Source organism: Nocardia sp. NPDC058497 (genome assembly GCF_042720195.1).
In the GTDB taxonomy this organism is placed as follows: domain Bacteria; phylum Actinomycetota; class Actinomycetes; order Mycobacteriales; family Mycobacteriaceae; genus Nocardia.
In genome coordinates, this window is the sequence record NZ_JBHXMY010000403.1 from 1 (window position 1) to 1,009 (window position 1,009).

General features: G+C 61.9%; 1 protein-coding gene. It reads left to right on the forward strand.

Annotated elements, in window-relative coordinates:
• Positions 1–117: 117 nt before the first annotated feature.
• Positions 118–1,009 (forward strand): ABC transporter substrate-binding protein (locus ACFWPJ_RS23215; RefSeq protein ID WP_378854493.1); only part of this gene is annotated, 892 nt, incomplete at its 3' end.

Here is a 1,009-nt window from a genome sequence, read left to right on the forward strand (position 1 = left end):
ATGGTAGGTGGCGGAACCTCGGATCGAAATCAGATGTTGCTCGCGATGTCGGTGGTACTCGGCACCGCCCGCGATGGCTTCGCAGGTGATCGACGACGGTGAAAGGTGCGTTGCGATATGAGCATGACTGCGGATCGACGGACGTTCCTGAAGGGCAGTGCGCTCGTTGCCGTGGCGGAAGCCCTCGGGATATCGGCGCTGTTGTCGGCATGTTCGGGTGGAGCCGGTGGAGCCGGAACGGTCGGCGACACTATCCGGTTCGGATTCCTGGCCGACATGCAAGTGCCCGACCCGGACATCTTCTATGAGGGAGAGGGTCTCCAGGTCACTCTGAGTGTCTACGAAGGTTTGGTCGCCTACAAACCCGATTCGCCCGAAATCGGGCCCGGCCTGGCCGAGTCGTGGACGGTCACCGACGACAGCCTCACCTACACGTTCAAGCTACGTGCCGGTGTGACCTTCCACGACGGCACGCCGATGACGGCCACCACCATCATCAAGAGTTTTCAACGGCGCACCACCATCAACCAAGGGCCGGCCTACCTGATCGCCGACGTGGAGTCGATGTCCGCACCCGACGACTCCACTCTCGTGGTCGAGCTCAGGCATCCTGTCGAGCCGTTCCTGGACTACCTCGCCTGCCCGTGGGGCCTCAAGGCAGTCAGCCCGACCGCGGTGCAAACCCATACCGTGAACGGTGATCTGGCGCAGGGCTGGTTGAGTACGCACGATGCGGGAACCGGGCCATACCAGATCACGGAGTTCGTGCCGAGCAGTCACTACACGCTGACCGCTTACGCCGGCTACTGGGGAACGAAACCGGAATTCACCTCCCTGCGCGTCCAGATCATCCCCGACATCACGACGCAGCGCCTTTTGCTCGAGCAGGGGCAGCTGGACATCATCACCAAGGGCCTGCCGATCGCTGCGATCGAGGCGATGAATAAGAACCCGACGTTGTCTGTGGCGGAACCACCCACGGGCTTGCAGAGGGGGATAATCACTGAAA